Here is a 23,150-nt window from a genome sequence, read left to right on the forward strand (position 1 = left end):
GTCGGGCTTTCCTTACTTGGACAGTGCCGCGCGCGACCAGGCCGCGTCGATGGCGGCCTTCTGCTGCTGGGCCTTGATCACGTCGACCGGCTTGACCTGCGGCGCATCCGGCATCTTGGCCTTGACCGCGGCCGGCAGCGCGACGCCGGAGACCGCCGGGCGCACGAAGCCCTCGGCGAACAGTTGCTGGCCCTTGCTGCTCATCACGAAGTTCAGCCACAGCTTGCCCGCGTTCGGGTTAGGCGCGTTCTTGACGAGGCTCATGCCGTACGGCGCGGCCGCGCTGCCTTCCTTCGGGATCACCACGGCGATGCTGTCCTTCATGCCGTCCATGTACTTGGCCTTCAGACCGTCGTTCTCGTAGCCGATCCAGATCGGGATCTCGCCCTTGAGGAACTTGGCGTACGGGGTGGTGCCCTCGACGCGCAGCACGTTGCCGGCCTTGTGCAGGCGGCCCAGGTAGTCGGTACCCGCCTGCGGCTTGTCCATCGAGCCGCCGTTGCCGAAGGCGGCGGCGAACACCGCCACCTGGCCCTGGCCGGTCGAGCGCGGGTCGAGGTAGACCACGCTGTTCTTGTACTCGGGCTTCAGGAGGTCAGCCCAGCCCTGCGGCATGTTCTTGACCAGCTTCTTGTTGACCAGGAAGGCGACGTTCAGCGAATGCACGCCGAACCACTTGCCGGAGGCTTCGCGCATCACCGGGCTGACCTTGTCGAAGTTGACCGGCTTGAACGGCGCGACCACGTCCTTGCCGGCGGCGTCGACCGCCGACTGCGCGAAGTAGTACGCGGTGTCGGCCTGCGGGCGGCGGCGGGTCTTCTCCAGCGCGACCACGGTCGCAGCCGAACCCAGGTCGTTGTAGGTCAGCTCGACTTCCGGGTAGCGGTTCTTGAACTCCTTGAACAGCGACTTCCAGTTCGCCCATTCCGGGCCGGTGTCGAACGACACCACGATGCCTTCCTTGGCGGCGGCCTTATACAGCGCCTTCTCGCCCGGGTAGAGCTCGGGGCCGCTAAAGGCCATCGCGGGCATGGCGAACAGGGTGGCGACGGTTGCGGCGAGCAACTGGCGGCGGTTCAGCAGGGTCATGACAGTCTCCAGGTCCTTGTAGGGGGTGTTCAGTCGGCGAGCAGCCGGATGTGTTCGGGGGCGACGGCGATCGCTGCGGCCGGTGCCACGCGTGCTTCGCCCAGCCAGGGTTCGCTGCCGCCAGTGGGCACGAAGTCGTAGCGGTTGAACGAGCCGAGGTAACGGTTGAGGGTGACGCGGCCGGCGATGCGGTTGACGCTGCCCTCGGCCGGGTCGGCCTCGACATGCTCGGGGCGGACCAGCAGCTTGACGGCGCTGCCGATGGCGCGGCCGGCGGTGTCGCAGGCGAGCGTCGCGTAGCCGGTGTCGACGCGGTTGTCCGCGCATACCCTGGCCTCGACGATGGTCGACAGGCCGACGAAGCGGGCGACGGTCTCGTTCTTCGGGTTCTCGTAGAGTTCGGTCGGCGTGCCGTACTGCAGCACGCGGCCCTGGTCGAGCAGGGCGATGCGGTCGGCCATCGCCAGCGCCTCTTCCTGGTCGTGGGTGACGAGCACGGTGGTCGCGCCGAACTGCTGCTGAAGCTGGCGGATCTGGTCGCGCAGCTGGCCGCGGATCGAAGCGTCGAGCGCAGAGAGCGGCTCGTCCAGCAGCAAGGCCTGCGGGCTGTACGCCAGCGCGCGCGCCAGCGCGACGCGCTGCTGCTGGCCGCCGGACAGTTGCGCCGGACGGCGTGCGGCAAGCTGGCCCAGACCCACCAGTTCGAGCATCTCCTGCGACTTCTTGCGGCGCTCGTCGGGTTTGACGCCGGCCATCTTCAGGCCGTAGGCGACGTTCTCCAGCACGGTGAGGTGCGGGAACAGCGCGTAGTGCTGGAACATCATGCCGATATGGCGCTCGTGTACCGGCATGTTGGACAGGTCGCGTCCGCCCAGTACGATGCGGCCGCTGTGGCCGGTGATCAGGCCGGCGGTCAGGCGCAGCAAGGTGGTCTTGCCCGAGCCGGACGGGCCGATCAGCGCGACCAGTTCGCCGCTGTCCAGCGAGAGGTTGATGTCGTGCACGCCGATGGACGTGCCGCGGTACTGGAATCCGACGTGTTCGAACGAGAGGCTCATGCTTTTTTCGATGCCAGGGTGGATGTCAGGGAGGCGACGGTGGCCAGCAGCAGCAGGATCACGGTCGCCGCGCACGCGAAGCCGGTGGCGCCGTAGAAGGCCTGCAGCAGCACGACCGGGTAGGTGCGGTTCTGGAAGCCGACGATCAGGTTGGAGAGCTGGAACTCGCCGATCGACAGCGCGGCGACCATCACCAGGCCGGACAGCAGGCTGTAGCGCAGGTTGGGGACGATGATGCCGAAGAAGCGCTCGAGCGGGCGCGCGCCCAGCGTGGCGGCGGCCTCTTCCAGACGGTCGAGCCGCTGGTGGCGCAGGTCGGTGACCAAGGCCTGCGTCAGGTACGGCAGCGTCAGCACCACGTGCGCGGCGATCAGGAGCGGCGTGCTGCCCAGCCACGGCATCGCGTCGGTGTTGAACACCAGGATGTAGCCGAAGCCCAGCGTGATGGTCGGCACCGCCACCGGCAACAGCGTCAACAGGCGGGTCGCGAAGCGGTTCTTCTGTTTCGCGCCGTGCACCAGCGAATACGCCAGCGGCACGCACAACAAGGTGTTGATCACGCACGAGGCGCCACCGACAATCAGGCTGGTGACGAAGGCGCGCGTGAAGCTGCGGTCATCCCACAGCTCCTGGTACCACGCGAGCGTGCTGCCTTCGGGCAGCAGCGCGTTGACCCAGGTCTCGCCGAACGAGCCGACCAGGATCAGCGCGATCGGCAGCACGAGGTACAGCATGTAGGTAAAGGAAACCAAGCGGATGAACATGGGGCGCCTGACTAAAGCCTGCGGGGAAGTCGCAAAGCCGGTATTATATTAGCGACTACTCACATCCGAATGATTAAACATCAGCCGTCGTTTGCGCGGTTGGCAAGCAAGGCATCCGAGTTCCGATGAAGCGAATCTGCCCGAGCATCCATGAACTGCTGGCTTTCGAGGCCGTCGCCCGCCACCTGTCGGTGACGCTGGCCGCGGACGAACTGTGCGTGACCCCGAGCGCGGTCAGCCGGCAGATTTCCGGCCTGGAAGTCTTCCTCGGCGTCGAACTCTTGGCGCGCGTCGGGCGTTCCTTCGTGCTGACCCATGCCGGCCGCCATTATCTGCAGCGTATACAGCCGGCGCTGCGCATGCTGGAGAGCGCGTCGAGCGACCTGATGAGCAGCCAGCACGGCCGCGGCACCCTGTCGGTGTCGTGCGTGCCGACCTTCATGACCAAGTGGCTGATCCCGCGCCTGCCGGCGTTCGGCGAGGCGTACCCGCAGGTGATGCTCGCCTTCCACCAGCACCTGTCCGGCCGCCAGGCGCAACCGCACGACGTCGACATCGCGATCCGCTACGGCAGCGGCCACTGGCCGGGGGTCGTCGCCGAAGACATCGCCGGCCGGCATTTCGTGCTGATCGCGGCACCCGAAGCGGTCAGCGGGCAGAAACTGCCGCAATCGGCGCAGGACCTGGCCGACGCGCGCATCCTGATCCACCAGGGCGAGCCCGACGCGTGGGCGCAGTGGTGCCGCGCGCGCGGCCTCGCCGCGCAACCCTTGCGCAGCGGCGCGCGCTTCGAGCAGTACAACTCGCTGATCAGCGCGGTCGAGGCCGGCATGGGCTACGCGCTGGTGCCGCGCTGCCTCGCCGCGACCGAGATTGCCGCCGGGCGCGTCGTCGAGCCGTTCGACAGCGCCGAGCTGCTCGGCCAGGGCCACTACCTGTGCTACCGCGAGGAGCAGCTCGAGTCGCCGGTGTTCCTCGCCTTCCGCAACTGGCTGCTGGAGGAAGGGCACAAGTGCGGCGGCCCGGGGCTGCCCGAGCAGCAGAACGTGATCCCCGAGTTCGAATAGGCCGTGCTTGATCCACATTAAATAGCGAGTGCTTATTATTTGAGTGCCGTTTACCCTTCGCGCATTATCTGCATTGAAAGCAAATGACATGCGGAGGGAGTATGGGGGTCCGGAATTCGTTAAAGGCCAGATTGATCGGCTGGAACTCGCTGTTTCTTGCGTTGCTGGCGGCCGTTCTGGTTGGTCTGGCCTACTTGCAGCTTGGCCGGGAAATCAGCACGGCCATCCACCAGGAGTTCGACACTGTTGCCAAGGCGCAGAGCCGGTCGATCGGCCAGTGGCTGGCCGGCAAGCGCCAGCAGCTGGCCGGTGTGACTAGCCTGCCTGCGGATGATGCAGCCTTGCTGACCAGGCTGAAGGAAGGCGCCGCCACCGGCGGCTTTGCCGTGATGTTCGCCGCCTACCCCGACCGGCGTCACCAGTTCTCCGACGGCTGGGTCGCGCCCGCCGATTTCGATTTTTCCAGCCGCGAGTGGTACAGCAAGGCGCCCGCCCAGCCTGCGGTCGCCGTCAGCAGTCCCTACGCCGACGCCAACACCGGCGCGCTGACCGTCACGCTGTCGACCCGGCTGCCGGGGGAGGGCGCGCCAGTACTCGCCGCCGACGTCAACACCGATACCATCGTCAAGAGCGTGCTCGCGCTGCACCTGCGCGGCGACGGTTACGCTTTCCTGGTCGACAAGGCCGGCCGGGTGATTGCCCATCCCGACGCGGCCCGCTCGATGAAGCCCTTGAATGAGGACATGCCTGCGCTGGACGCGCCGGCGATCGCGGCGCTGGCGCAGGAGGGGCAGACGCGCGGCGTCGACAAGGCGGACGGCAAGCGCGAACTGGTGCGCATCGAGGCGGTGCCCGGCAGTGACTGGTTTCTCGGCGTCGCCGCAGACGAGGCGGTGCTGAACGCGCCCTTGCGCCAGTTGCTATACAGCCTGGCCGGGGTGGCTGCGCTGGCGCTGTTGCTGATGGTGCCGCTGAATTTCGTGATCACCCGCCGCGCGCTCTCCGGGCTGGACGGCCTGCACGACGCGATGCGCGGCATCGCCAGCGGCGAGGGCGACCTGACCGTACGCCTGCCGGAGGACGGCTATAGCGAGATTGCCGAGACCGCCTCTGCATTTAATACCTTCATCGCTCGCCTGCACGTGCTGTTCACCGGTTTGCGTGAGGATGCGACCCGGCTGACCGGCGGGGTGGGGGCTGCGCACGCGCAGGTGGGCAATGTTGCTGACGGCTCGCGACAGATGGCCGACGTTTCCTCGGCCAACGCCGCGACACTCGAGGAAATCTCGGTCAGCGTCACCACCATCGCCGACAACGCCACCCAGGCGGATGCACAGGTGCGCAATACGCACGCCTGCATGCTGCACGGCGAAAAGGCGGTGACCCGCATGGTCGACAGCATGTCGGTGACCATGACCTCGGTCGAGGGTCTCGAGCGCATCCTGGGCGGGCTGGAGCAGCGTTCCCAGGAAATTTCCAGCATCACCGGCGTGATCAGCGACATCGCCGACCAGACCAATTTGCTTGCGCTCAACGCGTCGATCGAGGCTGCGCGCGCGGGCGAGCAGGGCCGTGGTTTCGCGGTGGTGGCCGATGAGGTGAGGAAACTGGCCGAACGCACCGCCCGGGCGACGCTGGAGATCACTTCGATGATCGAGGCGGTGCGTGGCGAGACCGCACAGGCGGTGGCCGACATGAAACGTACCTCGCAAGCGGTTGGCAGCGGGCGCAGCAGCCTGGACGAATTGAAGGCCGACATGCAGAGCGTCGGCGCCGCCATGCAGGAGGTGGTGGCCAAAATGGGCGAGATCGCGCTGTCGACGACCGAGCAGCAGAAGGCGAGCACGCTGATCGCGCAGACCACCGAGTCGGTCGACGCACATATCCACGAGAACGACCGGGCGGTGCAGGCGGTCAGCGCCCTGCTGGACGAACTGGACGCGACCGCGCGCCAGATGGAACAGGCGTTCGGCCGCTTCCGGCTTTAAGGAGGGTCAGGCGGGGTCGGTGATCGCGCCGACCTGCCACTTCTTCGGCATCAGCTTGCCTTTGCGCGCGCGCTTGCCGGCGTATTCGGCGAGCGCGAGTTTCTCTTCCGACGCCTTGCCGCGCACCGAGGTGACCGAAAGCTGCGCGCGCTCGGCGCTGACCAGCCCGAACGCGGTGACCGCGTCGCCCTCGTCCAGCGCCATCAGCGTCAGTCCGCGGCCCTTGGCCATTTCCTTCATTTCTTCTGCCGGGAAGGCGAGCAGGCGCCCGCTGCTGCTGGCGACCACCAGTTGGCACTCGGCCAGCGGCCGGCTGACGCGCACCGGCTGCAACACCTTTTCGTCTTCACTCACGGTCAGGAAAGCCTTGCCGGCCTTCACGCGGCCGGCCATGTCGGCGACGCGCGCGACAAAGCCGCAGCCGCCGCTGCCGCCGACCACGAAACGGGTGTCGTCGGGGCCGGCCAGCAGCCAGGCGACCTTGGCGTTATCCTGCACGTCGATCAGTGAGGTGACCGGTACGCCGTCGCCGCGGCCGGTCGGCACCACCGACGCGTCGACGGTGTAGGCGCGGCCCTTGCTGTCGAGCACGATCGCCGGCCATACCGTGCGCGTCTCGACCGCGCAGGCGAGGCCGTCGCCGTCCTTGAACGCGAGCAGCGACAGGTCGACGTTGTGACCGACGCGCGCGCGCAGCCAGCCCTTCTGCGACAGGATCAGCGTCACCGGCTCGTCGGCCGCGCGCTGTTCGAGCACCGCGCGTTCGGCGACCTCGATCAGCGAGCGGCGTGCGTCGCCGTATTTCTCGGCGTCGGCCTTGATCTCGCCGACGATCAGCGCGCGGAACGCGGCCTCGTCGGACAGCAGGTGCTGGAGGCCGTCGCGCTCCTCGCGCAGCGCCGACAGCTCCTTCTCCAGCTTGAAGCCTTCCAGCCGCGCCAGCTGGCGCAGGCGGATCTCGAGGATGTCCTCTGCCTGCGCATCCGACAGGCCGAAGGCGGCGACGAGCTCGGGCTTGGGCTCGTCCGCCTCGCGGATCACGCGGATCACCTCGTCGATATGGATGAAGGCGATCATCCGCCCTTCGAGGATGTGGATGCGCTGATTGACCTTGTCCAGGCGGTGGTTCAGGCGGCGGCCGACCGTGGTGTGGCGGAAGTCCAGCCACTCGGCGAGAATCTGTCGCAAGCCCTTCTGTGCCGGGCGGCCGTCCAGCCCCAGCATCACCAGGTTGAGCGGCGCGTTGGTTTCCATGCTGGTCTGCGCGAGCAGCACGTTGACGAACTCGTCGACGTCCTGCCGGCTCGACTTGGGCTCGAACACCAGGCGCACCGGCTGCTCGCCGTCGGACTCGTCGCGCACGCGGTCGAGGATGGAGAGCATCAGGCTCTTCAGGTTCTGCTGGTCCTGGCTTAAGGTCTTCTTGCCGGACTTGACCTTGGGGTTGGTCGCCTCCTCGATCTCGGCGAGTACCTTCTGCGCCGACGAGCCCGGCGGCAGCTCGCTGACCACCACCCGCCACTGGCCGCGCGCCAGCTTCTCGACTTCCCAGCGCGCGCGCGCGCGCACCGAGCCGCGGCCGTTCTCGTACGCGGCGAGGATGTCTGATGCCGGCGTGATGATCTGTCCGCCGCCGGGGAAGTCTGGCCCCGGCACGTATTGCATCAGCTCGGCCGTGGTGAGCGCCGGGTTTTCCAAGAGGGCGATCGCGGCGGCGGCGACCTCGCGCAGGTTATGCGGCGGGATCTCGGTGGCCATGCCGACCGCGATGCCGGAGGCGCCGTTCAGCAGCACCATGGGCAGGCGCGCGGGCAACAGCGCCGGCTCCTCGAAGGCGCCGTCGTAGTTGGGCACGAAGTCGACGGTGCCCATGTCGATCTCGGCGAGCAGCAGTTCGGCCAAGGGGGTGAGGCGCGCCTCGGTGTAACGCATCGCCGCCGCGCCGTCGCCGTCGCGCGAGCCGAAGTTGCCCTGGCCGTCGATCAGCGGGTAGCGCAGCGTGAAGTCCTGCGCCATGCGCACCATCGCCTCGTAGGCGGAGGCGTCGCCGTGCGGGTGGTATTTGCCGAGGATCTCGCCGACCACGCGGGCCGACTTGACCGGCTTGGCGCCGGCGACCAGCCCCATGTCGCGCATCGCGTAGAGGATGCGCCGCTGTACGGGTTTCTGGCCGTCGGCGACTTCGGGCAGCGCGCGGCCCTTGACCACGCTCATCGCGTACTCGAGGTAGGCGCGCTCGGCGTACAAGTCGAGCGGGATCCAGCCGTCGGCGTCGCCGGCGGGCGGCGTGGCGGAGGGCGGGGGCGGCACCGGGGTGTCGGGAAGGTCGAAGAGGTCGGGTTCCTGGTTCATGCTGACGCGCCGCGCGCGGGCGGCGTTATGATGTTCGGTGAATCAATAGAGCGAGGATTGTACTATGCCCACCCCCATCACGTGGCGTTGCCACGGTTTTGACGACTTTTCGCCGTCCCGCCTGTACGACGTGCTCGCGCTGCGCGATGCCGTGTTCGTCGTCGAGCAGCAGTCGATCTACGGCGACGTCGACGGCGTCGACCGCGACTGCCTGCACTTGCTGGGAGTGGACGACGCGGGCGCGCTGGTCGCGTACGCGCGCCTGATCGCGCCGGGCGACAAGTACCCGGACGCCGCGGCGATCGGCCGCGTGGTGCTCGAGCCCGCGTGCCGCGGGACGGGGCTGGGCCGTGCGCTGATGGCCGAGGCGGTCGCCGGGTGCGCGCGCCACTGGCCCGGCGCGCCGATGATGCTCTCCGCGCAGGCCGACAAGCAGGGCTTTTACCAGGCGTTCGGCTTCGTGCCGGTCAGCGAGCCGTACGACGACGGCGGCATCCCGCACGTGACGATGCGCCGCGGCTGACGGCGAAATGGTTAAGCGGTGTTAATGGCGGGCGCCGCTGTCATGAAGAGCGTTTAAGATGGCGGCCAATGAATGGACGGATGCCGCCGATGAAACACCTGCTCTCCCCGCTCGCCCTCTGCCTCGCGCTTGCCGCCTGCCAGCCCGCCACCGACAAGGGCGCCCGCAAGGGCCCGCCGCCGACGCCGGTGACGACCGAAACGGCCAAGCTTGCCCCAATGGCGCGTGTCGCGCGCGTCTGGGCCGAGGTCGAGCCGGTGCTCGCGCCCGAGGTCGCCGCCGAGAGCAGCGGCCGCGTGCTCAAGGTGCTGGTCGACGCCGGCCAGCGGGTGGCGGCCGGGCAACTGTTGGCCGAGGTCGACCCCGGCAGCGCGCATGACGCACAACTGGGCGCCGAGGCCGACGCGGCGCGCGTCGGGGCCTTGCTCGCCGAGCAGCGCTCGACGGTCAAGCGCAACCAGGCGTTGCTGGCGCAGGGCTTCATCTCGCCGGCCGCGCTCGAAGCGTCGACCGCGCAGCTGACGGCGCTGGAGAAGCAGCTGTCCGCCGCCCAGGCGCTGGCGCGCAGCAAGGGCCGCGACAGCGCGCGCACGCAGATCCGCGCGCCGATGGCCGGCGTCATCGAGGCGCGCGAGGTGAATCCCGGCGACTACGTGACCCCCGGCAAGACCGCATTCCTGTTGAACGCCGACGGTGGCCGCCGGGTGCGACTCGCGCTGGGCGGTGCCGACGGCGACGCGCTCGCGGTCGGCATGCCGGTGCGCCTGTCCGCGCACGGCAAGACGCTGACCGTGCGCATCGACGAGGTGCGCGCCGGACTGGACACGGCGAGCCGCGCGCGCGTCGCGTGGGCGATGCTGCCGGCCGACGCGCCGTGGCGGGTCGGCGAGGCGCTGGACGCCGAAGTCGAGCTCGAGCGGCGTGAGGCGCTGTCGGTGCCGGCCGCCGCGGTGGTCGAGCGCCCGGGCGGCAAGGTGGTGTACCGCGTCGAGGGGGGCCAGGCTGCCGAGCGCAAGGTGACGGTCGGCGCCGAGGCGGACGGCCGCGTCGAGCTGACGTCCGGGCTCAAGGCCGGCGAGCGCGTCGCCGTTGACGGCGCAGGCTTCCTGTCCGACGGGGCCAAGGTCAGCGAAGGGCAGGGCGGCAAGGCTACGGCCGCCGCCGGCAAGGGGGCGGGCGCATGAACTGGATCGAGCTGTTTGTCCGCCGCCATGTGCTGAGCTTCGTGCTCTCGGCGGTGGTGGTGCTGTTCGGCGTCGTCGCCTACCAGAAGATCGGTGTCGACCGTTATCCCGAGATCGAGCAGCCGACGCTGACGGTGTCGACCTCGCTGTCCGGCGCGACGCCGGAGGTGATCGACCAGAGCGTCACCCAGGTGATCGAGTCGTCGGTCAACAGCGTGCCGGGCATCGACATCCTCGAATCGACTTCCAGCCCGGGCCGCTCGCAGGTGAAGATCACCTTCAACCTCGACAAGGACATCGACGTCGCCTTCAACGAGGTGCAGTCCAAGCTCGAGCGGGCGCGCCGCCGCCTGCCGGACGAGGCCGACGCGCCGGTGGTGACCAAGACCGACGCCAACGCCAGCCCCATCATCTGGCTGACGTTGTCCGGCGCGCGCAGCGAGCGCGACCTCTACCAGTTCGCCAACAACGTGATCCGCAAGCAGCTCGAGTCGGTCGACGGCGTCGGCGAGGTGTGGGTGCGCGGGCGCGGCGAACGGGTGATCCGCGTCGAGCTCGACCCGGCGCGCCTCGCCGCGCACGGCCTCTCGGCGCAGGACGTGAAGGCCGCCCTCAAGCGCGAGCACCGGCAGGACGCCGGCGGCACCATCGAGTCCGGCCCGCGCGAGTACCTGGTCGACCTCGACCAAGAGTTCCACTCGGTGTCGGCGCTCAAGGGGCTGGTTGTCGGCTGGCAGGGCGAGGCGCCGGTGCGCCTGTCCGACGTTGCGCAGGTGCTCGACGGCGAGGGCGACCTCAAGAGCTTCGCGCGCGAGGGCGGCAAGCCCGCGGTCAGCATCGGCATCGTGCGCATCCCCAACACCAACACCGTCGCCATCGCCGACGAGGTGCTCGCACGTGTCGACGCGATTTCGGCCAACCTGCCCGCCGGCCTCGTGCTCAAGGTGTCGTCCAACTCGGCCGACTTCATCAACGAGATGGTCGGCGCGCTGAAAGACCACTTGTTCGAGGGCACGCTGCTCGCCGCGCTGGTGGTGTGGGCGTTCCTGCGCAACTGGCGCGCGACGCTGATCATCTCGCTTGCGATCCCGGTGTCGCTGTTGGGTGCCATCGCGCTGATGTACTTCATGGGGTACACCTTCAACACCATCACCCTGCTCGCCTTGCTGCTGTTGATCGGCGTGGTGGTCGACGACGCCATCGTGGTGCTCGAGGCGGTGCACCGGCGCGAGGAGGGCGGCGAGGCGCCGTTCGACGCGGCGGTGCGCGGTACCAACGAGGTGATCTTCGCGGTGGTGGCGGCGACGCTCAGCCTGGTCGCGATCTTCATGCCGGTGCTGTTTTTGACCAGCACGGTCGGCCGCCTGTTCTCGACCTTCGCGGTGGTGGTCAGCGTCGGCGTGCTGGTGTCGCTCCTGGTGTCGGTGACGCTGACGCCGATGCTGTGTTCGCGTTTCCTGAAGGCCGAGCCCTCGCACGGGCGCGTCTACCGCGCGTTCGAATCTGCGTTCGATGCTCTGGAGTCGGGCTACCGGCGGCTGCTGGAGGCTTCGGTCCGCCACCGCGGCGCGGTGCTGGCAGGCTCGCTCGCGTTGGTGATCGCCGGCGGCGGCGTCGCGCTCCTGATGAAGTCCGAGTTCTACCCGGAGGAAGACGAGGGCCGCTTCATGGTGTCGCTGAAGACGCCGGTCGGGGCCAGCCTTGCCTATACCGACGAGCGCACTCGCGCGGCCGAGGCGGCGCTGATGAAGCTGCCCGAGGTTGACAGCGTGCTCGCGATTGTCGGCGGCTTCGGCGGCAACTCGGCCAACCAGACCAATATGATGGTGCGCCTGAAGCCGCGCGACGAACGCGAACGCAGCCAGGGCGAGGTGCTCGCCGAGGTACGCCGCAAGATGGGGGCGGTCGCCGGCGCCCGCGTGTCGGCCTTCCCCTTCCCGCGCGTCGGCGAAAGCCGCGGCGGCAAGCTGCAGTTCTCGGTGGTTGGTCCCGACCTCAAGGAGATCCAGCGCATCAACGAGGCGCTGCAGGCCAAGCTCGCCGCCGAGCCGGGCATCGGCCGCGCCGACGCCAACAGCGAGAGCCAGTTGCCGATGCTCGCCGTCGACGTGCGCCGCGAGGCGGCGGCCAAGGCGGGGCTCTCCACGCAGGACGTGCTGGAGGCGGTCAACCTGCTGACCGCCGGCAGCGACGCCGCGCAGTTCTCCGACGGTGACGGCGAGCGCTACGACATCCGCCTGAAGGCGGCCGGCGGCAAGCTCGCGACCGCGGCCGACCTGTCGGCGATCTATCTGCGCAGCAAGGCGGGCGAACTGGTGCCTTTGTCGGCGGTCGCCGAGGTGCGCCCCAAGCTGGGCCCCTCGCAGATCGAACGGATGGCGCTGATGTACTCGGCGGGGATGTCGGCGTCGCCGACCATGCCCTTGGCCGAAGCGATGGCGGTGGTGCGCGCGGCGGCCGAGCCGCTGTTGCCGCCGGGCTACCGCGTCGAGTTCAAGGGCGAGGCGCGCGAGCTTGACCGCTCGGGCGGCGAGCTGATCACCGTGTTCGTGCTGGCCAGCCTGATGCTGTACCTGATCCTCGCCGCGCAGTTCAACAGCTTCCTGCAGCCGGCGCTGATCATGCTGGCCGAGCCGCTGGCGTTGGTCGGCGCGCTGGTCGCGCTGTGGCTGACCGGCCACTCGCTGAACGTGTACTCGGTGATCGGCATGGTGCTCCTGATCGGCCTGGTCGCCAAGAACGCGATCCTGCTGGTCGACGTGACCAACCAGCACCGTGCGCGCGGCATGGCGGTCGACGAGGCGCTGCTCGCGAGTTGCCCGCTGCGTTTGCGGCCGGTGCTGATGACCTCGCTGACCGTGGTGCTGGCCATGCTACCGGCGGCGTTCGGCTTCGGCGCCGGCGCCGAGACCAACGGCCCGCTGGCGGTCGCGGTGATCGGCGGCATGGTCAGCTCGACGCTGCTCACCCTGCTGGTGATCCCGGCCGCGTATTCGCTGCTGGAGGGGCGTCGCCGCGCTTAGCGGCCGCCCACGACCTGCTGGCGCAGGGGTATGGCGTTACAGCGTCTTCGCCCGCACGCGCTTAAGCGCGCGCGAGCGTGCGCAGTGCGTAGGCGGCGGCGGCCATGCCGAAGCTGGCGGTGACCGTCATGCTCGCGCCAAAGCCCGCGCAGGACAGCCCCTGCGGGCCGGCGGTGGCGTCGCAGGCGGCCGCCTGCGGGTAGATCAGCTGTTCGGTCGAGTACACGCAGGTCACCTTCATCTTCTTACCCGGCTCGCGAGAAAAGCCGTGGCGGCGGCGCAGGTTGTAGCGCAGCTTGGAGAGCAGCGGGTCCTGCGTGACTTCGGAGAGGTCCGCCACGCGGATCTGCGTCGGGTCGAGCTGGCCGCCGGCGCCGCCGGAGACGATCAGCTTCTGGCGGCGCGCGACGCACCACGCGGCGAGCGCGGTCTTCACCTTCAGGCTGTCGATGCAGTCGACGATGAAGTCGAAGCCGCCGCCGAGCATCGCGTCCAGCGTTTCCACCTCGACGAAGTCCTCGATGCAGTGCACCTGGCACGCCGGGTTGATCGCGTGCACGCGTTCGGCGAGCACGTCGACCTTGGCGCGGCCGTAGTGCGGGTCGAGCGCCGGCAACTGGCGGTTGGTGTTCGACTCGGCGACGTTGTCCAGGTCGATCAGCGTCAGGCGCCCGACCCCGCTGCGTGCCAGCGCCTCGACCGCCCAAGAGCCGACGCCGCCGACGCCGATCACGCACAGGTGCGCGGTGCGAAAACGCTCGAGTGCGGCGTCTCCGTACAGGCGGGCGATGCCGCCGAAGCGGCGGTTGAGGTCGGCGTCTTGCATGGCGGTTTCCTGCAGGGCAAAGCGGCGAAGGATACGGCAAAGCCGCGCGCACGGCCAGAACCTGCCGCGCGCAAGTGGCTGATTGTGGAAAGAGTTTGCCCGCTGGCCTAGCCTGAGCGAAGGGTCGTCGCCGACCTGTCTTGCCATCCATCCAGCAGGGAGATCCGCCATCATGAAGCCTCAGCCGTCGTTCGACATCGACTTCGACAAGCACAATAACGCGTCGCTGCGCATCGCCTGCCCAGAATGCGGGCACGAGACGCCGCATCACCTCAAGTCGCTGTCGCCCGACAACGATATTTTCTGCGGCAAGTGCAACACCAACATCACCCTGGACCTGGAGGCGATCGAGCTGGCCGGCCGTCAGGCGGCCGAGATCCGCAAATCGTATGGAGTCGACGGCGGGGCATGACGTAGCGCTTGGAGAGCTGTCACAATCGGGGCTAGCTTTGGACGGCCCCGCGCGACACTACGGCGGCACAGGCCGCCGTTTTTCATGCGCAGTTTTTCAGGAGATGAGCGATGCAGTGGCTGGACGTACGCAGCGATACCGTGACCCAACCGACCCCGGCGATGCGCGAGGCGATGTTCGCCGCGGTGGTCGGCGACGACGTCTACGGCGACGACCCAACGGTCGCCGAACTGGAGGCGCTGGGCGCGCGCATGCTGGGCAAGGAGGCGGCGCTATTGGTGCCGACCGGCAACTTCGGCAACCAGCTCGCGCTGTTGACCCACTGCCGGCGCGGCGACGAGGTGATCCTCGGCGACGACTGCCATATCGTCTGGCACGAAACGGGCGGCGCGGCGGTGATCGCCGGCGTGCAGCTGCGTACCATCGAAAGCGAGCTTGGCGTGCTCGACCCGAAAGCCATTGAGGCGCGCATCCGCGTCGGCGAGGACATCCACTTCCCGCGCACCGGCCTGATCTGCCTGGAGAACGCGCACTCGAACGGGCGGGTGATCCCGCTTGAGGTGATGGCCGAGACGCGCAGGGTGGCCGACCGCCACGGCGTACCGATCCACCTGGACGGCGCGCGGGTGTTCAACGCGGCGACCCACCTGGGCTGTGACGTGCGCGAGATCACCCGCTACGCCGACAGCGTGATGTGCTGCCTCTCCAAGGGACTGGCCGCGCCGGTCGGCTCCCTGCTCGCCGGTAGCACGGAGTTCATCGCGCGCGCGCGCCGCGGCCGCAAGCTGATGGGCGGCGGTATGCGCCAGGCCGGCGTGATCGCCGCGCCGGGCATCGTCGCGCTCAGGCAGATGAGTGGCAGGCTCGCCGAGGACCACGCCAACGCACGGCGACTTGCCGCACGGTTGGCAGCGTTGCCCGGCGTGTGGCTGGACGAGGCATCCGTGCAGATCAATATGGTGTGGTTCCGTCTGGCCGACAGCGTCGACGTGACCGCGCTGATGGATGCGTTGGCGGACGCCGGCGTCAAGGCCAACCCGCCGGAAGACGGCTGGATGCGCGTGGTCACCCACTGGCAGGTCAGCGCCGCCGACGTCGAGCGGCTGGCCGACGTGTTCGAGGCCGCGCTGACCGACCGCGCATGAGCGTCGCGACGGATGCGCTGCTGTTCGGCGCGGGCTTTGTCGCCGGCGCGCTTAACGCGATCGCCGGCGGCGGCACGCTGGTGACCTTCCCGGCCTTGCTCGCCGCGGGCCTGCCGCCCCTGGTTGCCAACGCGACCAGCTCGCTCGCGCAGTGGCCGGGCTACCTCGCGTCGGGCTACGCGATGCGGCGCGAACTTGCCGCGTCGCGCGACGTGCTGCCCGGTCTCGCCGTGGCGAGTATCGCCGGCGGTGTCGTCGGCGGCGTGCTCGCCAGCGTGGTGTCCGCCGCGCTCTTCATGCGGCTGGTGCCGTGGCTGATCCTGCTGGCCACGCTGCTCTTTTGGGCGGCGCCCAGGCTGGCGCGCCCCGGCGGCAGCCAGTGGTCGCGCGGCGTGCTGGTGCCTTGCCAGTTTGCGGTCGCCGTGTACGGCGGCTTCTTCGGCGGGGGGATGGGGGTGATGATGCTCGCGCTGTTCGCGCTCGCCTTGCCGGGCGGATTGCTCATCGCCGGAGCGCTGAAGAACGGCCTGTCAGTGCTGATCGCCAGCGGCGGCGTCGCCGCGTTTGTCGCCGCCGGCCTGATCGACTGGCGGGCGGGCTTGGTTTCCGTCGCCGGCACGGTGGCAGGCGGCGTTGCAGGCGTCGCGCTGGCGCGGCGCCTGCCGGTGCGCTGGCTGCGCCGCTTCGTCGTCGCGCTGGGACTGATGCTGACGCTGGTGTTTTTCCTGCGCTAGCTTACGTCGCCACCAGCCGGCCGCGTTCGCGCAACTCGCTCGGCGAGCAGTCGAACCAGCGGTGGCTCGCCCGGCAGAAATTGCTCGGGTCGGAGAAACCCAGCCGGTAGCCGATCTCGACGATGGGCAGCGTGCTGTGCTGCAGCAGGTCTTCCGCCTGCTGGCGGCGCGCCTGGTCGAGCAAGCCCTGGAACGATTGCGCCTCCTGGTTCAGCTTGCGTTGCAGGGTGCGCTGCGACACGCCCAGGGTCTGCGCGATGTCGCCGAGCCTCGGTTCACCCTCGGGCAGGGTGCGGCGGATCTGCTCGAGCACGCGGTCGGCGAAGCGCAGCCGTTCGATGCGGCTCAGGTAGTCGCGGATCGCCTGCTCGTTCAGCGAGACCAGCATCGGGTTGGCGCCGGCGAACGGCTCGAGCATGTCGCTGTAGCAAAAGCCGATGCTGTCCTGCTCGGCACCCAGGGTGACCGGCACGCCGAAGTAGTTGTCGAGGCGGGCCGAGTATTCCGGGGTCGGCTCGACGGCCAGCGCGACGAAGGTCGGCTTGATCGGGTGCTGGGAGAGACGGCACGCCTGGCGGTGGATGAAGGCGAGCATCGCCACCCGTGCCGCGTGGTTGGGCTCGCTGCCGCCCAGCGTCTTGATCACCAACGCGCTGCCGCTTCGGTCGTGCCTGAGCGCCATGTGCATGGTGCTCGAGATCACCTTGCAATAGCGTGCCATCTGGCTCAGGAGTTCGGACAGGTTGGCGCTGGCGAGCATTGCCAGCCCCAGCGCGTGCAGCGAAGGCGCCTGGATTTCCTCCCCCATCTGCAGGCCGAGCAGCGGGTCGCCGGTGTGCTCGATCGCCGCCTGCCAGAAGCGGCGCACCTGCGCGGTCGGGTAGCGCGCCTCGGGGACATGCAGCAGGCCCGCGTCCATGCCGCACTGGCGCATCAGTGGTTCGGGGTGGACGCCGTAGCCGCGCAGCGTCTGGCACAGCGCGCGTATCCAGCTGGCGAGGATGGTCGGTTCTATCGGAGAGTGATGTTGATGTAGCGGCGCACTCATTTCTCGTGTTCCCTCTTTCTTTATCTTTTTTAGATATCGAATGCTACCTCAATAGTGGCGTGCGCGGACAACATTTTGTCGTGCGCGCCCACATCCCTCGCCGGCGCAAGGCCTACACTGGCCGGCATGCAAGCAACCCCTTCCCTTTCCCGACCCCGGCTCGATTGCGAGCGCCTGCTCGAAGGCCTGGACACCCTGCGCGGTTTCGGCCGTTACGGCAGCGGTGTGCGGCGGACGAGCTTCGGCGAGGCCGACCTCGCGTCGCGCCACTGGCTGTGCGGACGGATGCAGGGCGCGGGGCTGGCCGCGCGCATCGACGGCGTCGGCAACGTGGTCGGCGTGTCGCCGAACCCGGGGCCCGCCTTGCTGCTCGGCTCGCATTCCGACACCCAGCCCGTCGGCGGTTATCTCGACGGCGCGCTCGGCGTGATCGCGGCGATCGAAGTCGCCCGTGCGCTCGCGTCGTGCCCGGCCACCGCCCACCTCGCCGTCGACGTGATGAGTTTTGTCGACGAGGAGGGTAGCCACTACGGCTTCCTGGGCAGCCTGAGCGCGGCCGGCCTGATGACGCAGGCCGGGCTCGACGCCGCGCTGAGCCATACCGGCGTGCCCCTGCCCGAACTGTTGCACGCGGCAGGCTTGAGCGGGCAGGTCGAGCCGCTGGCGCTGGCGCGCTACGCCGGCTTTCTCGAGCTGCATATCGAGCAGGGGCCGTGGCTGGACGACGCGGGCGAGGCGATCGGCGTGGTGTCGGCGATCGTCGGCGCGCGCAACCTCGACATCACGACGCACGGGCAGATGAACCACGCCGGTTCGACGCCGATGGTCCGCCGGCGCGACGCCGGGCGTGCGCTGATCGTGCTCGCGCACGAACTGGACATGCTGCTTGCCTGTTTTGCCGGCCCGTACACGGTGTGGAACTTCGGCCGGATGGAATTTTTGCCCGGCGCGGCGGCCATCGTGCCGGAGGAGGGGCGGTTGCGGCTGCAGTTTCGCGACCAGGACGAGGCCTTGCTCGACCGCATCGAGGCGGCCGTCGGCGAACTGGTCGCCGCGCACGACGGGCAAGGCGGGGTCGAATGCAGGCTCTCCCGCAGCGGCGAGCCGACGCGTGCCGTGGGCATGGACGCGGGTCTGCGGGAGGCCTGCGTCCATGCGGCACAACGGGTGGCGCCCGGTGCATGGCGGACGATGCCCAGCGGCGCGCTGCACGACGCGGGCATCCTCGGCCGCGTGATGCCGGCCGCGATGCTGTTCGTGCCGAGCATCGGCGGCATCAGCCACAACGTGGCGGAAGAGACACGGCGCGAGCACCTGTGCCTGGGTGCCGAGGCCTTGCTGTCGGCGGTGTTGCGCTGGGCAGCGGATAACGGACGCCTTGCCGCGGGCGAGGCGGATAAACAGACAGGAGCGATGGAATGTTGACAGTCTACGGCCGGCACAACTCGGCCAACGTGCAGAAAGTGTTGTGGATGCTGGGCGAGCTCGGCCTCGACTACGAGCGGATCAACGTCGGCGGCAGCTTCGGCGGCAACGACGATGCGGGCTACCTCAGGCTGAACCCGAACGGCAAGGTGCCGACGCTGGTCGACGGCGAACTCGCGCTGTTCGAATCGAACGCCATCGTCCGCTACCTGGCGGCCCGCTACGGCGGCGAGCGCTGGTGGCCGGCCGACCCGGCGGTACGCGCGGTTGGGGACAAGTGGCTGGACTGGCAGCTCTCGACGCTCGCCGACGCGCTGGGGCCGGTGTTCGTCGCGACCATCAAGACCGAACCCGAGCGCCGCGACGAGGCGGCCATCGCCAGGGGCGCCGCCCGCCTGCACGGCTGCTGGCAGATCCTGCAGCCTGCGCTCGAGGCCAAACCTTACCTCGGTGGTACCGAGCCGGGTATCGCCGACATCGTGCTGGGCACGATGTTCGCCCGCTACCGTGCGCTGCCCATCGTCCACCTCGAGATGCCGGCGCTGGACGCGTGGTTTGCCCGCCTGTCCGAGCGGCCGGCCTGCCGCACGCATGTGCTGCGCCCGATCGGCACCACCCCCGGAGAGTGGGCCCGCCTCGAGCGCGGCTGATCCGTATCTTCCCTTTGCGTTTGTTCTCCTCCTTTGCCGCCTGCACCCCGGGCGGCTTTTTTCATGCGTGTTTGCCGGCCGTCGGCCGCCTCTTGCACCCGGCGCAGAGCGGCGGGCGCTTGCGTGTGATGGATGTCTGTATTGCGTGCCCTGCAAGCGGCAAAAGCCGTGGCGCGCTTGGACAACGTGTTGTCGCCACGGGACAGAGACGGTGCGAAACGGGGGAGTAGACTGGCTTCACTTTCAGAGACAAACCGAAGCAAGCTGAAAGTTAAACGAATTTGGCCGAATAAAGCCGCTAATTAACCGAAATTGGAGACAGTTATGCCTTACCCAGTTGGTCTGCTGAAGAACCGCTCCGTCGTCAAGCATGGTGAATGGGCCGTGATCGCCCCCGAAGGCCGCGTCATCAACTGCGTGCCGGGTTTCTCCGATTGCAAGATGACCATCCTGGCAACCCCGAAAATGGGCGCGAGCTTCATCCAGTTCATCGGCACCGTCGGCGCTGCCGGCAAGACCACCCTGAAGTACGGTGGCAAGGAACATGAAGAGAGCTTCGTCTACATCCTCGACGGCGAAGGCGAACTGAAGATCACCGTCGGCGGCGAGAGCAAGGTCTACGGCCAGGGCGGCTACGCGTACGCCACCGCCGGCACCGGCATCGAGTTCGAGAACGTCAACGGCAAGGAATGCCGCATCCTGCTGTACAAGCAGCGCTACGTGCCGCACCCGGATGGCCGCGCTCCGTTCAACGTGTTCGGCAACACCAACGACATCGACTGGGTTGACTACGACGGCATGAGCAACGTCCACCTCAAGGACCTGCTGCCGGTCAACGAAGCGTTCGACATGAACATGCACATCCTGTCGTTCGACCCGGACGGCTGCCACCCCTTCGTGGAAACCCACGTGCAGGAACATGGCGCCTACCTGTACGAAGGCGAAGGCCTGTACATGATGGGCGAGGACTGGATCCACGTTAAGGCGGAAGACTTCATGTGGTTCGGCCCGTTCACCAAGCAGGCCGTGTACGCGACCGGCCGTGGCCCGCTGACCTACATCTACTCGAAAGACTGCAACCGCGACGTCGAGATCTGAGCGCGGCGCCCGGCACACGAATACTCACTGAAAAATTCACGATAAAAGGAAAGCAATCATGGCACTGACCAAAGAATTCAAAGCCAAGGACATCCGCGAAACGCTGGCCGCCACCGGCATGAAGGGCAAGAACATCACCTTCCTCGACGACTTCAGCCGCGAACAGATCCTGTCGCTGTACCAGTCCGCCGAGATGCTCGAGCCGTTCATGCGCACCGGCACCAACCTGCTGCAAGGCAAGACGCTGTACACCCTGTTCTTCCAGCCGTCGACCCGTACCCGTTGCAGCCACGAAAACGCCATGCTGCGCCTGGGCGGCAACGTGATCACCGAAGCCGACCCGCTGCACAACAGCTCGGCCGCCAAGAACGAAAGCCTGTACGACAGCCTGCGTGTGACCAGCCAGTACGCTGACGTGATCGTGATGCGCCACCCGGACGACAAGGAAGCGCTCGGCGCGATCGAAGAGCTGGGCGGCAACGGTAGCCCGATCATCTCCGGCGGCTACGGCCACGTGACCCACCCGACCCAGGGCCTGCTCGACAGCTACAGCTGCTACCGCGCCTTCGGCGACCTGGAAAACGCCACCGTCGTGATCAGCTCGCCTGACCTGTCGCGTGCCCGCTCCGGCCAATCCTTCGCGCTGGCCCTGGCCGCCATGGGCGCCCGCATCGTGTACACCGGCACCAGCGAACTGCGTACCCCGGACATCATCCGCGAGAAGCTGACCCGCATGGGCGCCCGTTGGGAAGAACACTTCGACCTGAACGTGAAGCAGCATGAAGAGCTGTTCGCCGACGTCGGCGCCGACCTGGTCTACCTGCCGGGCTGCTCGGTGAAGAAGGACGACCCGAACCGCGAAGACTTCATGAAGAAGCTCTCCAACCACTACATCTCCCTCGAGATGCTGGAGAACATCAAGAAGAAGACCGGCAAGGTGGTCGGCGTGCACCACTCGCTGCCGCGCAACCCGGGCGAGTTCGACATGGGCATCGACGCTACCGAACACGAGCTGTACTTCAAGGCAATCGGCTTCTCCGTCGCGATCCGCATGGCCCTCCTGGCCGCGGTGGTCGGTGTGAACTAAGCGATGCGTCACTGGAAAGGGGGAAGCGATTCCCCCTTTTTTCCGGACCTCGATTGTTGTTTTCCGGCAGCCGCCGCCGGGTTTAGCAAGCGGCGGTTGCGGAACTACCTCATTGGAGATGCAATCATGGCAATCCCAAGCTCCTCTCCCGCTACCGGCGCCGCCGGCGCTGCTGCTCCCGCCAAGAAATCCGGCTTCAAGATGCCGGACATCTACATCGTCCTCGCCATCTTCATCATGGTGATGGCGGTGCTCACCTATATCGTTCCTGCTGGCCAGTACGACCGCGAAAAGGTCGAGACCGCGCACGGCGTGAAGGAATTCGTCGTCGCCGGCACCTACAAGCAGATCGAGCAGCACCCGGTCGGCTTCATGGACCTGGTCACCGCGATCCCCGACGGCCTGAACCGCGCCTCCGGCATCGTGTTCCTGACCTTCCTGGTCGGCGCCGGCATGGGCCTGATCAAGCGCGCCGGCCTGATCGACATCGGCGTGCAGAAGCTCGCCCGTGCGGTCGGCAACAAGGAAGTGCTGATCATCCCGATCCTGATGACGCTGTTCAGCGCGCTGGGCGCCTTCATCGGCGTGCCCGAACTGTCGCTGGCCTACCTGCCCATCCTGCTGCCGCTCTTTTACCGGCTGGGGTATGACGGCATGACCGCGATGGCGGTGTCGCTGCTCGGCCCGTGCATGGGCTTCATCTTCGGCCTGACCATCCCGGGTTCGGTCGGTGTCGGCCAGCAGATCGCGCAACTGCCGATTTTCTCCGGTTCCGGCTTCCGCGCCGTGATCCTGGCGATCGCCGTGGTGATGTCGGTGGCCTACACCATGTACTACGCGTCCAAGGTGAAGAAGAACCCGAGCAAGAGCCTGACTTTCGATACTGACATCGAGATGCGCGCCAAGCTGGCCGAAGGCGAACAGAAGGGCGAGATCACCGCGACCCGTCGCCAGATCCTGGCCGGCTACGCCTGCTTCGTGATGTTCCCGGCCGCCATTGCCACCATCCTGATCAACAACCTGGGCTTCGGCGCCATCGGCGGCCTGTTCCTGTTCATCGGCCTCGCCGCAGCCGCGATCGCCGGCAAGAAGCCGCAGCAGATCTGTGACGACCTGAACGCGTCGATGCGCGACATCATGGTCGCCGCGCTGCTGTGCGGTGTGGCCAGCGCCATCGCCGTGGTGATGGACCGCGGCATCATCACCGACACCCTGGTGTACTACCTCGAGGCGATGCTGCGCGTGGTACCGCCGGAAGCTTCCGCCGTCGGCATCTTCTGGACCCAGTCGATCTTCAACTTCCTGGTGCCGGGCGCGACCGCGCTGACCGTGCTGACCCTGCCGGTACTGTCGCCGCTGGCCACGCTGCTGGACATCCCGCAGCAGGTGGTGGTGACCGCCAACGCCTGGGGCGGCCAGCTGACCGACATCTTCTTCCCGACGTCCGGCTTCTTCGTCGCCACCCTGATGCTGGCCAAGGTCGAGTTCAGCAAGTGGATCCGCTTCTACTTCCCGCTGATGATGGCCCTGGGCGTGATGTCGAGCATCGCGCTGGTGATCCAGCAGGCCATGGGTCTGTAAGTCTCCGGCCAAGCCGGAAGGTGTGTCCCCGCGCGGGCCTGTCGACGCCGACAGGCCCGTTTTTTCTGGGGTGCGGCCGCGTCCGAGGGCGCGACG

General features: G+C 67.9%; 19 protein-coding genes. 13 read left to right on the top strand and 6 right to left on the bottom strand.

Going from position 1 to position 23,150, the window contains the following annotated elements:
• Window positions 1-12 precede the first annotated feature (12 nt).
• Genes GZH52_RS00835 through GZH52_RS00845 form a run of 3 tightly spaced genes read right to left on the bottom strand, consistent with a single transcriptional unit; the run spans window position 13 to window position 2,911 of the window.
• Complete coding sequence (locus GZH52_RS00835; protein ID WP_163314655.1) at window positions 13-1,089, bottom strand: extracellular solute-binding protein; 1,077 nt, start codon at window positions 1,087-1,089, stop codon at window positions 13-15.
• Window positions 1,090-1,118: 29 nt separating this feature from the next.
• A complete protein-coding gene (locus GZH52_RS00840) occupies window positions 1,119-2,147 on the bottom strand; it encodes an ABC transporter ATP-binding protein (protein WP_163314656.1) in 1,029 nt (342 codons plus the stop codon).
• Window positions 2,144-2,911, bottom strand: a complete 768-nt coding sequence (locus tag GZH52_RS00845; RefSeq protein WP_163314657.1) for an ABC transporter permease — start codon at window positions 2,909-2,911, stop codon at window positions 2,144-2,146. Before GZH52_RS00845 ends, GZH52_RS00840 begins: the two co-directional genes overlap by 4 nt.
• 125 nt (window positions 2,912-3,036) lie before the next feature.
• Here GZH52_RS00845 and GZH52_RS00850 point away from each other — a divergent pair, with 125 nt between their 5' ends.
• On the top strand, window positions 3,037-3,978 hold the full coding sequence (locus GZH52_RS00850; protein WP_163314658.1) for a LysR substrate-binding domain-containing protein: 942 nt from the start codon (window positions 3,037-3,039) through the stop codon (window positions 3,976-3,978).
• A 131-nt stretch (window positions 3,979-4,109) separates the two neighbouring features.
• Window positions 4,110-5,966, top strand: a complete 1,857-nt coding sequence (locus tag GZH52_RS00855) for a methyl-accepting chemotaxis protein (RefSeq protein ID WP_203525547.1) — start codon at window positions 4,110-4,112, stop codon at window positions 5,964-5,966.
• A gap of 6 nt (window positions 5,967-5,972) precedes the next feature.
• Here the strand turns inward: GZH52_RS00855 and parC are convergent, their stop codons facing one another.
• Window positions 5,973-8,318, bottom strand: a complete 2,346-nt coding sequence (gene parC / locus GZH52_RS00860) for a DNA topoisomerase IV subunit A (protein ID WP_163314660.1) — start codon at window positions 8,316-8,318, stop codon at window positions 5,973-5,975.
• Window positions 8,319-8,382: 64 nt separating this feature from the next.
• On the opposite strand from parC, the gene GZH52_RS00865 reads away from it, so the two are divergent.
• The 3 genes from GZH52_RS00865 to GZH52_RS00875 all read left to right on the top strand — a co-directional run bounded on the left by GZH52_RS00865 (window position 8,383) and on the right by GZH52_RS00875 (window position 13,048).
• The gene (locus GZH52_RS00865) at window positions 8,383-8,841 is read left to right on the top strand and encodes a GNAT family N-acetyltransferase (protein WP_163314661.1); all 459 of its coding nucleotides are present in this window, start codon (window positions 8,383-8,385) and stop codon (window positions 8,839-8,841) included.
• An 89-nt stretch (window positions 8,842-8,930) separates the two neighbouring features.
• Window positions 8,931-10,025, top strand: coding sequence for an efflux RND transporter periplasmic adaptor subunit (locus tag GZH52_RS00870; protein WP_163314662.1), 1,095 nt, complete (start codon window positions 8,931-8,933; stop codon window positions 10,023-10,025).
• Window positions 10,022-13,048, top strand: a complete 3,027-nt coding sequence (locus GZH52_RS00875) for an efflux RND transporter permease subunit (protein ID WP_163314663.1) — start codon at window positions 10,022-10,024, stop codon at window positions 13,046-13,048. The genes GZH52_RS00870 and GZH52_RS00875 overlap by 4 nt, the downstream gene beginning before the upstream one ends.
• Before the next feature lie 61 nt (window positions 13,049-13,109).
• Here the strand turns inward: GZH52_RS00875 and GZH52_RS00880 are convergent, their stop codons facing one another.
• On the bottom strand, window positions 13,110-13,874 hold the full coding sequence (locus GZH52_RS00880) for a tRNA threonylcarbamoyladenosine dehydratase (RefSeq protein WP_163314664.1): 765 nt from the start codon (window positions 13,872-13,874) through the stop codon (window positions 13,110-13,112).
• Window positions 13,875-14,046: 172 nt separating this feature from the next.
• On the opposite strand from GZH52_RS00880, the gene GZH52_RS00885 reads away from it, so the two are divergent.
• The 3 genes from GZH52_RS00885 to GZH52_RS00895 all read left to right on the top strand — a co-directional run bounded on the left by GZH52_RS00885 (window position 14,047) and on the right by GZH52_RS00895 (window position 16,165).
• Entirely contained in the window at window positions 14,047-14,286 is a 240-nt protein-coding gene (locus GZH52_RS00885; RefSeq protein ID WP_163314665.1) for a hypothetical protein, read from the top strand.
• A 110-nt stretch (window positions 14,287-14,396) separates the two neighbouring features.
• The gene (gene ltaE, locus GZH52_RS00890) at window positions 14,397-15,431 is read left to right on the top strand and encodes a low-specificity L-threonine aldolase (RefSeq protein ID WP_163314666.1); all 1,035 of its coding nucleotides are present in this window, start codon (window positions 14,397-14,399) and stop codon (window positions 15,429-15,431) included.
• A complete protein-coding gene (locus tag GZH52_RS00895) occupies window positions 15,428-16,165 on the top strand; it encodes a sulfite exporter TauE/SafE family protein (RefSeq protein ID WP_163314667.1) in 738 nt (245 codons plus the stop codon). Before ltaE ends, GZH52_RS00895 begins: the two co-directional genes overlap by 4 nt.
• Before the next feature lies 1 nt (window position 16,166).
• Here the strand turns inward: GZH52_RS00895 and GZH52_RS00900 are convergent, their stop codons facing one another.
• Complete coding sequence (locus tag GZH52_RS00900) at window positions 16,167-17,213, bottom strand: AraC family transcriptional regulator (protein ID WP_163314668.1); 1,047 nt, start codon at window positions 17,211-17,213, stop codon at window positions 16,167-16,169.
• A 126-nt stretch (window positions 17,214-17,339) separates the two neighbouring features.
• On the opposite strand from GZH52_RS00900, the gene GZH52_RS00905 reads away from it, so the two are divergent.
• From GZH52_RS00905 to GZH52_RS00925, 5 genes are all read left to right on the top strand, one after another.
• The gene (locus GZH52_RS00905; protein ID WP_163314669.1) at window positions 17,340-18,638 is read left to right on the top strand and encodes a hydantoinase/carbamoylase family amidase; all 1,299 of its coding nucleotides are present in this window, start codon (window positions 17,340-17,342) and stop codon (window positions 18,636-18,638) included.
• Complete coding sequence (locus tag GZH52_RS00910) at window positions 18,632-19,288, top strand: glutathione S-transferase family protein (protein WP_163314670.1); 657 nt, start codon at window positions 18,632-18,634, stop codon at window positions 19,286-19,288. Before GZH52_RS00905 ends, GZH52_RS00910 begins: the two co-directional genes overlap by 7 nt.
• 324 nt (window positions 19,289-19,612) lie before the next feature.
• The gene (gene allE, locus GZH52_RS00915; RefSeq protein WP_163314671.1) at window positions 19,613-20,386 is read left to right on the top strand and encodes a (S)-ureidoglycine aminohydrolase; all 774 of its coding nucleotides are present in this window, start codon (window positions 19,613-19,615) and stop codon (window positions 20,384-20,386) included.
• Between the two features lie 58 nt (window positions 20,387-20,444).
• Entirely contained in the window at window positions 20,445-21,473 is a 1,029-nt protein-coding gene (locus GZH52_RS00920; protein ID WP_163314672.1) for an aspartate/ornithine carbamoyltransferase family protein, read from the top strand.
• Between the two features lie 126 nt (window positions 21,474-21,599).
• Window positions 21,600-23,054: a YfcC family protein gene (locus tag GZH52_RS00925; RefSeq protein ID WP_163314673.1), complete on the top strand. Its 1,455-nt coding sequence runs from the start codon at window positions 21,600-21,602 to the stop codon at window positions 23,052-23,054.
• The last annotated feature ends 96 nt before the right edge of the window (window positions 23,055-23,150 follow it).

Origin of the sequence: Crenobacter caeni (assembly GCF_010435965.1) — a bacterium.
Lineage (GTDB): Bacteria > Pseudomonadota > Gammaproteobacteria > Burkholderiales > Chromobacteriaceae > Craterilacuibacter > Craterilacuibacter caeni.